At 52.2% G+C, this 9,816-nt stretch carries 7 protein-coding genes; all 7 read right to left on the bottom strand.

From position 1 onward, the window contains the following. On the bottom strand, window positions 1–403 hold a 403-nt coding region (mce, locus tag OEL57_RS10090; protein WP_300740238.1), incomplete at its 3' end, for a methylmalonyl-CoA epimerase. Window positions 404–606: 203 nt separating this feature from the next. Beyond that, window positions 607–1,014 (bottom strand): GxxExxY protein, encoded by a 408-nt coding sequence (locus OEL57_RS10085; RefSeq protein ID WP_300740237.1) that lies wholly within the window; start codon window positions 1,012–1,014, stop codon window positions 607–609. Window positions 1,015–1,022: 8 nt separating this feature from the next. Next, window positions 1,023–1,991, bottom strand: coding sequence for a methylmalonyl Co-A mutase-associated GTPase MeaB (gene meaB, locus OEL57_RS10080; protein WP_300740234.1), 969 nt, complete (start codon window positions 1,989–1,991; stop codon window positions 1,023–1,025). A 207-nt stretch (window positions 1,992–2,198) separates the two neighbouring features. Then, entirely contained in the window at window positions 2,199–4,340 is a 2,142-nt protein-coding gene (gene scpA / locus OEL57_RS10075; protein ID WP_300740232.1) for a methylmalonyl-CoA mutase, read from the bottom strand. Between the two features lie 271 nt (window positions 4,341–4,611). Further along, the gene (locus tag OEL57_RS10070) at window positions 4,612–7,509 is read right to left on the bottom strand and encodes a biotin/lipoyl-containing protein (protein ID WP_300740230.1); all 2,898 of its coding nucleotides are present in this window, start codon (window positions 7,507–7,509) and stop codon (window positions 4,612–4,614) included. Between the two features lie 174 nt (window positions 7,510–7,683). Continuing rightward, entirely contained in the window at window positions 7,684–9,408 is a 1,725-nt protein-coding gene (locus OEL57_RS10065; protein WP_300740229.1) for a carboxyl transferase domain-containing protein, read from the bottom strand. Between the two features lie 65 nt (window positions 9,409–9,473). Continuing rightward, on the bottom strand, window positions 9,474–9,816 hold a 343-nt coding region (locus OEL57_RS10060; RefSeq protein WP_300740228.1), incomplete at its 5' end, for a cupin domain-containing protein.

The following is a 9,816-nucleotide window of genomic DNA, read 5'->3' as shown; positions in this document are numbered from 1 at the left end:
CCACGCTACACTGGCACAACTCAGTTAACACACCGTTACTGCTTTTAGGGTGGACAAAGGCGATCCGGGTGCCATGGGCACCATTACGTGGCTGCTCATCAATCATCCGCACCCCTTGGGCCAGCATATGGGCAATGGCGGCCTCAACATCAGCCACTTCATAGGCAATATGATGGATGCCGGGGCCGTTTTTTTCCAGAAACTTTGCAATGGGACTGTCCGGCCCCGTGGGCTCCAGCAGCTCTATCTTGGATTCCCCCACCTGCAGCATCGCCACCTTTACCTTCTGTTCGGCAACTTCTTCCTGGCCCTTGAAGGCCATGCCAAGGCAATCACGGTAAAACGGTAAGGTAGCATCCAAAGATTGCACGGCTATGCCAATATGGTTAATTTTCTGCAACATATAAAATTCCTTCCTTTATCGAAACACAGAGCAACTGAGTAACAGAGAACGGCAAAAGCAAAATCAGATCTAAAAACCTAAAGCAGGAAAGAATGTGGTAAAGAGAAAAACCTTAAGAATTTCTTTCTTTTGGCCTTCCCCCGTCTTACCTTTCTTGCAGGTTTTCCTCCGTGGCTCTGCTCCTCTGTGTTTCCTAAATACCTTCAGCAAGCTATCCGTTGAATGCCGTCTTTAAGAAGCTTTGAGAGAAAATTAATGAGTAGACCAGTTCTTTTTCCAGACAGCTTCAAATAGGTATAAAGTTGCGCTTCATGAATTGGCAGGAGGCGCTCCACACATTTAAGCTCAACAATAACAGTATCATTCACCAGCAAATCTATTCGAAAACCTTCTTCAAATTCAAGCCCCTTATAATTTACCAACAGCTTCTTCTGGCGCTCAACCAAACAACCAGCCCGAACAAGTTCATGCATCAGACATGATTCATAAACAGACTCAAGCAAGCCAGGCCCCAGAGTTTTATGCACTTCAATAGCGCAGCCTATAATACTATTAGTAAGATCTGCGTCACGACAGCTTTTCTCTGTTGCTCCGTTGCTCTGTGTTTCCACAAAATTCCTTACCGCCGGAAAACATCCAGCAAGCGCCGGGACGCTGCCGACGGCGTGGTGATCCCTTGTGATACCGCTTCCTGCACCTGATGAAAGATACCTTTTACATCCTTATGGTTCAGGAAAAGTGTCTTCAGGTCATCCATCAGCAGGGACCACATCCAGTCCACTGACTGGTGTTTGCGGTTTTCTTCAAACTCGCCGGATTGCTGCATGGCAGTGCGGAAGCTGGACAACATCTGCCACACCTCTGGCACCCCTTCGTTTTTCAGGGCGCTGACGGTCAACACCGGCACCTGCCAGTTTCTGCTTTTGGGCCGCAGAATATGCAGGGCATTTTGGTACTGTTGCCGGGCAAGAGCGGTCTTCTGTAGATCAATATCGGCCTTATTGACGATGATGGCATCAGCCAGTTCCATGACCCCTTTTTTTATCCCCTGCAGTTCATCACCGGCTGTTGCCAGCTGCAGCAGCATGAAAAAGTCCACCATGGAGGCAACCGTGGTCTCTGACTGCCCAACCCCGACGGTTTCGACAATCACAATATCATAACCGGCCGCCTCGCAGAGCAGCATGGTCTCACGGGTACGACGGGCCACACCACCCAGGGTATCACCGGCTGGAGAGGGACGGATAAAGGCATGTGGATTGCGGGACAGTTCTTCCATGCGGGTTTTGTCACCCAGAATACTGCCACCGGTAATTTGAGAAGAAGGATCAACCGCCAGCACCGCTACCCGATGCCCCTGTTCAGTCAGGTAGCTGCCAAAGGCCTCAATGAAGGTAGACTTGCCGACACCCGGCACGCCGGTGATGCCGATACGTAAACTGTTTCCGGTATGGGGTAGCAGCAGGTCAAGTAACTGGGCAGCCTTTTGGGCATGTTCAGGCTTTTTGCTCTCAATCAGGGTAATCCCCTTGCCCATGGCACGGATATTACCCTTACGGATGTTATCGGCGAGTGTGTGTAGTTCCATTTATAACTTCTTTAAGGCCATATTGAAACACAGAGCGACTAAGCAACAGAGAAGGGCAAAGCTAAAATCTTTAGGGACACAACAAAACCTTAAAAGCTTATAGGGATAAAACAAAATGCAAGACTTTCAGTTTTTTGCCTTTCCCCTTCTTTGCTGCTTATAAGATTTTCTCCGTTGCTCTGTTGCTCTGTGTTTCAAATAGCGTCTTTAGGCCTTTTTCTTAATCGCTTCCAGTGTTTCGCGGGCCGATTTGGTGATCGGCGTACCCGGTCCGAAGATGCAGGCAGCTCCTGCCGCGTACAGTTCTTCATAATCCTGCCGGGGGATAACCCCGCCTAAGACCACGACGATATCAGCTGCATCAAGTTTCTTCAGCTCTGCCACCAGCTGCGGCACCAGGGTTTTATGACCGGCAGCCAGACTGGAAACGCCGATCACGTGGACATCGTTTTCAACCGCCATCTTGGCGGTCTCCTCCGGGGTCTGGAACAGGGGCCCCATATCCACGTCAAAGCCAACATCGGCAAAGGCGGTGGCAATGACCTTGGCACCACGATCATGGCCATCCTGACCCATCTTGGCGATCAGTATCCGGGGACGACGCCCTTCAGCTTCTGCAAAGTCATCCACCTCTTTCTTTAAGGCGCTAAATTCATCGTTCTGTTCAAACACTTTTCCGTATACCCCCGAAACCAGTTTGATCTCTGCCTTGTGACGACCAAAGACCTTTTCCATGGCATCAGAAATCTCACCCACCGAGGCCCGCTTGCGGGCCGCATCCACGCAGGCCTCAAGCAGATTGCCCTGGCCGGATTCTGCCACTGCGGTAATGGCCTGCAACGCTGCCTGACAATCACACTCATTGCGCTCTGTCCGTAACTTTTTCAGGCGGGCGATCTGAGCCTCACGCACCGCGGTATTGTCAATATCCAGGGTCTCAATCGGATTTTCTTTTGCCAGCTTGTACTTGTTAACCCCGACGATCACCTCGCTGCCAATATCAATCCGGGCCTGCTTGCGGGCGGCTGATTCCTCAATCTTCAGCTTGGGCATACCGGATTCAATCGCCTTGGTCATACCGCCCAGGCTGTCTATCTCGGCGATCAGCTTACGCCCTTCCTCGATCAAGGAGGCGGTCAGAGATTCCACATAATAGGAGCCAGCCAGAGGATCAACCACCCTGGTGATACCGGATTCTTCCTGAATCACCAACTGGGTGTTACGTGCAATACGGGCAGAATGCTCGGTGGGCAGGGCAATCGCCTCATCCAGGGCGTTGGTGTGCAGGGACTGGGTACCGCCCAGCACCGCTGCCATGGCCTCAATGGTGGTACGGATTACGTTGTTGTAAGGGTCCTGCTCGGTCAGGCTCCATCCAGAGGTTTGGCAATGGGTCCGCAGTGCCAGGGAAAGTGGATTTTGGGGATTGAACTGGGACATCAGCTCTGCCCAGAGGAAACGGGCAGCCCGCAGCTTGGCGATCTCCATGAAGAAGTTCATGCCAATGGCAAAGAAGAAGGAGAGCCGCGGCGCAAACTGATCTACCTCCAGACCTTTCGCCAGGGCGGCCTTGACGTATTCAATACCATCGGCAAGGGTAAAGGCCAGCTCCTGTACGTTGTTAGCACCTGCCTCCTGAATATGGTAGCCACTGATGGAGATGGAGTTAAACTTGGGCATATACTTGCTGGTGTATTCAATAATATCAGCAATAATCTTCATTGAAGGGGTTGGCGGATAGATATAGGTGTTACGAACCATGAACTCTTTAAGGATATCGTTCTGGATCGTACCGGCCAGCTTGTCATGGGACACCCCCTGTTCCTCAGCAGCCACGATGTAGAGTGCCAGGATCGGCAGCACCGCGCCATTCATAGTCATGGAGACCGAAACATCAGCCAGGGGAATATCCTTGAACAGGATTTCCATATCAAGGATCGAGTCAATGGCAACACCGGCCTTGCCCACATCGCCAACCACGCGAGGGTGATCAGAGTCGTAGCCACGGTGGGTTGCCAGGTCAAAGGCAACCGAAAGCCCTTGCTGACCGGCAGCCAGGTTACGGCGATAGAAGGCATTGGATTCTTCTGCGGTGGAGAACCCGGCATACTGGCGCACCGTCCAGGGGCGACCGGCATACATGGTGGCCTTAGGACCACGTAAAAACGGCGCAAAACCGGGCATGGTATCAATGTTTTCAAGTTTTTCCAGGTCAGCCTGGGTATAGAGCGGCTTGACCGCTATCCCTTCCGGCGTATCCCAGGTTAATGGGGCTGTGGTTTCTTTCTTGATCTCTTTGGCAGCCAGCTTTTCCCAGTCTGCTGTCGTCTTCTTATCAAATGTTGCCATGGTGGTTACCTCGCTTGTAAGCAGTAAAGGCTCCAGATAGCGACACCTGGAGCCTTTTGAAGTTTTAACAGTAGTTCAACCGAGCACCTCTACAATCTTTACGCAGAGTCGCAGAGAAGCAGGGATGCAGAGGAAACAAGTTAAAAAGGTTAAAATAAAAACCGTTTTTGTTTGTTCTTTCGTTTTTCTCTGTTTCTCTGCATCTCTGCGTAAAAGATTTTTCGTGGTTTTCTCCGTTGCTCTGTTGCTCCGTGTTTCAAAATGTCTTCGTTTACAGCACCGCCTTCAGATAGGTGGTGGTCAGATCACGTTTTTCCTTCTCAACAACCGCTGCGTCAACCTCAACAAATTTCTCATCCGGGGTGATCTTGAACAGCGGCTGTCCCTTCTGGACAATGGTGCCGTCGCCACCTTCCATGATGATCTTGTCAATGGTGCCGGAGAACGGCGCCCTGATGGTATTGAACATTTTCATAACTTCAATGATGTACAGCGGCTGATCCTTCTCAAAGTGCATCCCTTCAGTCACAAAAGGAGGCAGACCGGGACCTTCCTGACCGTAGTACATACCGCCGCAGACCGCAACAATCTCGTCTGCCTTGGTGGCTGGTGGCGGCACCAGGATCTTCTTCATCCTCGCCTGCAGATCCGGATCGGTCAGGTAGTCAGGGATCACCACTTCCAGATCATCCAGCACCTTCATATCCCAGAACTTGGTATTTTCACCGATCAGGAACAGCATCCCCAACATTTCGAGGCCGACCTCAAAACCATAGTGGGCGGAACGGATATCATCCCACATGGCCTGATCAAAACCGCCCTGTGGTTTCTCTTTGTGCAGAATTTCATTCAGCTTGTCGTATTCATCCTTGTGCAGGCCGAAGTGCTCGCGAATTTTTCTTGAAAAATCAAGACCTTCCTCGAGAAGCTTCCTGTCATGATCCCAGATGATTTCGGCTGCTGGCTTATGAAGACGGTAGTCCATATGCAGGTACTCATAGGTATCACGCAGCACGCCCAGCGGGTTACGCAGCCAGATTACCTTGCCTTTTTCAATCTTGAAGTTCTTGGTATTGACCGACAACCAGCCGGACAGCAGATGGGGATCATCCAGCAGACGCTCCATCGGGCGGGTGACCAGCGTGCCTTTACGATCCAGCAGTGCTGACATATTTTTCAGCTCTTTGGCCAGCACGTCAGGCTGATCACCGAACTGCTCGGTTACTAACTTGGCGTAATGCTTCTTCATCTGGAAGAAGGCATAGACTACATCCAGCTTGTTGGCCTCTTCCTTCAGGGTACCCACCAGCGTCAGGTACGGCACCACAAAGCGGGTGGTAGGCTTGGCCATGACATTGCGACCCAGGAACCAGTTAACCAGGCCGTAGTGGAACTCCAGGTTGGTTGCCAGCGAACTGCCACGCAGGGTGGTGCTGCGCAGGACTTCAGACAAGCGCTCATAGCTGCAGAGCCGGTCATCACCCTTGGTAAGCAGCAGGGCGATGTTGGAGTCATAGGCACCGGCCACTTTGTATTTCATGAACTGATGTGTGTCAGGGTTCAGCATACTGATCCCCTGATCATCACGCACCTCGCCCTTGATCGGCTTTGACCAGTAACGGATCATACCGCCGGCATGGGGAGAAAGTGAGGCATCAGTAGCGTTCAGACGGGCCTCAACCGAGGCATTGAAACGCACAAAGCGCTCCGGCTTGGGCAGACGCTGCTTATGCTCTGCCAGCAGGGCCATCGCCTCAACCAGGGATTCCACAATAAAGAAGTCGTTCTTGTCTTTAGGGTTGGTGAACTTAAGCGAATAGCAGAGCTCGGTTACCCGGTGCTCCACCTGGATCCGGGTGTTGACCTCCATAAAGTAGTGACGATCACGGTCCACAATGCACTCAAAGGTGGAGGCGGAATCCAGACCAACGGCCTGACCGAAGCGGGCAGATTCCTCTTCCATCCGCTGCAGTACCTTCAGATCTGATTCAAGCGCCGTAACCTCTTCTTTTCTCTTCTCTGCCTTGGCCTTGGCAATCGCCGCCAGCAGCCCTTCCTGAGTAACCGACACCTCAAGCAGCTTCTGCTCATGCATCTGCAGGGAGCAGTCACGGCCACCCAGTGAGATACACCAGTCACCGTTACCCAGCAGCTGGATCTCATTGTGGCGGGTCTGTTCAATGTTCAACTCAATCAGGACGTTCTTGTTGTCGCCCACACCATTGGCCTTAACCTCTTGCAGCACCTCACGCACCATGGCAGGGGCCTCTGCGGCTGCCTTGGCTATAGCCTTTTCATCAGCCTTCTTGGTACCCAGCAGTGAAGCGCCCAGAATCCGCTGTCCCTTACCACCACCGCCGCCAATCGCCTTGATTCTGAAACGGCTCTGGGGATACTTGCGGAACAACTCCGTCACCTCTTCCTGTACCTGGGCACAAAGATCTTCAATAGTGAAAAGATCGATCCCTTTCTGATATGAGGTCATCAGGATATGATCTGCCAGGTTTTCCAACGGCAGCTTGGTATCCTTCAGGATTTTGGCATCACACTCCAACCCTTCTGCCTTGACCAGTGCCAGCAGCTTCTCACGGCTGTCATGCTTTTTGACCAGAGTACGAGCCGTAACGTTGTCAATACCAGGGGTTACTGAAACATTTACCAGCAGGGCGGTTCGCTTGGCTTCATCCTTTTTACCAGCCCGGGCCTGGGTGTTGGCGCAGGGCCCGATAAACTTGAGACCGGCCTTTTCAATGGCAGCCACAAACTCTTCGTCTTCTGCCATAAAGCCATAACCGGCAAAGATAGAGTCATAGCCGTTGTCCTTGGCAATGCCGATGATCTGGTTGATCCGTTCAACCCGTTCCTCCTTGCTGGCGCCGGAATAATCAGGTACCCGGTGAACGCGGTTGGAATCGGTCAGCTGGCGCAGTTCAGGAGCCAGGGCATTTGGATAGACAATGGAATCTTTTTCTGAGAGCAGGATGCCGTAGTGGCTGATTCCCATTTCATGATAGACATCCATCGCTTCCTTACGAATCGGGCCACGGCAGACGATCAGCGGCTTCAGATCTTCGCAGGAAAAAGAACGGACCCACTCGGATGAAGACTTGCTCAATCGGCGATCCCGGTGGATCAGGGGGTTGTGCTTATAGTAATCGGTCTGAGGCATGGGCTTGTATCTCCAATTTTATTGAAATCTTTTTGAAACACGGAGCAACTGAGCAACAGAGGTAAAAACTAAAATCTTTTAAAAGGGTTAAACCAAATTCTTAATGGTTTCTTTATGCAGTTTCGCTTTTCTCTATTGCTCTCTTGCTCTGTGTTAATAAATGATCTTCAGCCGTTAATGGAACTCACGCTGAATTGCCTGCATCGGGCCGGGCTTATAATGCCGCAGCAGGAAGTTCATGTTCTCGCCCAGCACCTTACGCAGATCGGTGGGCATTACCAGTGATGAGATGGAGCCCAGAGCCAGACCTTCCTTCGGATTCATCAACTCTTTTTCATAGCGCAGATTCAGTGCAGCCTCTTCAATCTTCAGCCAGTCAGCCACATCCTTCTCAGCATCCTTGGTTGCCTCTCCTGCCGCCATACCGGCAGCAACCCGCTCCTGTGCGCCCAGCTTAACCTTGTCCTTAATCGCACCACGCAACTTACGCAGTTCATCCTTGTAGACAAACTCTTTACCGGCCGGCCCCATAACCGCCAGACGGGTGGTGGGCAGCGCCAGAACCAGATCAGCACCAGTAGGATAGTTGTTATAGGAGGCATAGGCCCCGCCGTAGGCGTTCCGAATGATCAGCAGGATGCGGGGGGTACGGATATCAACAATGGAATCCAGCATGGCGCGACCGGCCTGAACAATGCCGCGGGACTCCTGCTCACGACCAGGCAGGAAGCCGGTGGTGTCTTCCATAAAGATCATCGGAATATTATAGATGTTACAGAAACGGTTGAAGCGGGCGATCTTGTAGGCGGAATCAACTGAGATCTGCCCGGATGCCACTGCAGAGTTGTTGGCCACAAAGCCGACCACGTTGCCCCCCAGACGACCAAAGGCGGTCACGGCCTCACGGGCACGATCCGGCTGCATCTCAAAATAGTCACCATGGTCACAGATCTGCTGGATCATGATTGAGACATCAAACGGAGTATTGAAACCGGTGGGAGAGTTGAAGGCCTTCTTTAACAGGGTATTGATCTCCCAGGTTTTACGATCCAGCGGGTCACTGGTCTTCTGGAAGCGTGACATGACACTGTTGTTGTCCGGCACATAGGAAAGCAGTTGCAACGCACCACGCAGTGCCCCCACTTCATCCTCAACGGTCAGGTCAGCCACACCGGAGGCTCCATGCACCTTGGGCCCACCAAGATCTTCAGGGGTTACATCCTCACCAAGTACCGACTTGACTACACCGGGGCCGGTCAGACCGAAGAAGGTGTCTTTGGGCTGAATCACAAAGCTGCCCTGTCGGGGAAGATAGGACCCACCACCGGCATTGAAGCCGAACATACACATAATGGAAGGAACCACGCCGCTGATCTTGCGCAGGGCGGTAAAGGCCTCGGCATAGCCGTCCAGACCACCCACTCCGGCAGGCACAAAGGCACCGGCAGAGTCGTTCATGCCGATAACCGGAATCCCTTTTTCACCAGCCATCTGAAACAGCAGTGCCAGCTTACGACCATTGGTGGCATCAATGGAACCGGCCCGCACGGTAAAGTCATGGCCATACAGTGCCACATCGCGGCCATTTACATTCAGAATACCGGTGACCAGCGAGGCGCCGTCAAGATTTTTGCCCCAGTTCTGGAACAGGACGTTGGGCTCCTTCTCAGTTAATACCTTGATCCGCTCCCAGACAGTCATCCTCTTCTTGAAATGTTGCTTTTCAATCTGGGCAATGCTGACCGACTTGATCGGACGCTGAATCAGGTCATGACCTTCCTTCATCGCCTCTTCATAGCCGCCCTTCTTGCCGGGAATCTCGCCGGGAATGGTAAACTCAACGGTTTCCGGTGGGGCAAACGGGTTCTTCAGTGAGGGCTTAATCGCTTTCTTGGACATCTGAACCATCCTTCCTCTGCAGTGTAATATACGGACAAAATCTACAAGGTAGATAAACGGATCAACTATCTGGCAACCACCGCCAGCACCTGCACTTCTGTGCCGTCCTTGGAAAGCAGACGATGCCGCAGGGATGAGTCAAAGTAGACACAATCCCCTTCACCCAGCTCATGGCGTTGATCTTCCAGCACCAGTTCGGCGGGCCCTTTCATGATAAACAGGAACTCTTCGCCATCATGGCTGTAAGTGTTCTCTTCCGAGACCTTTTCCATGACCGACAACAGAAACGGCTCCATTTTTTTGTTCTGTTTGCGCCATGACAGCGATTCGTAAGAGTAGCCCTGGCTGGTACCGGCACGGGAAATAACACGCGGCATCATCTTGCGTTCATCGGCACGCACGATCTCG

Origin of the sequence: Trichlorobacter sp., assembly GCF_030247655.1 — a bacterium.
Lineage (GTDB): Bacteria > Desulfobacterota > Desulfuromonadia > Geobacterales > Pseudopelobacteraceae > Trichlorobacter.
The sequence above is the reverse complement of the archived record's forward strand: the minus strand, read 5'-3'. Positions and strand labels throughout refer to the sequence as shown.

Bases quoted from the DNA above. Each gene is read 5' to 3' on its own strand.
- meaB (WP_300740234.1), bottom strand. From the start codon at position 1,991: ATGGAACTACACACACTCGCCGATAACATCCGTAAGGGTAATATCCGT.
- scpA (WP_300740232.1), bottom strand. From the start codon at position 4,340: ATGGCAACATTTGATAAGAAGACGACAGCAGACTGGGAAAAGCTGGCT.
- OEL57_RS10070 (WP_300740230.1), bottom strand. From the start codon at position 7,509: ATGCCTCAGACCGATTACTATAAGCACAACCCCCTGATCCACCGGGAT.
- OEL57_RS10065 (WP_300740229.1), bottom strand. From the start codon at position 9,408: ATGTCCAAGAAAGCGATTAAGCCCTCACTGAAGAACCCGTTTGCCCCA.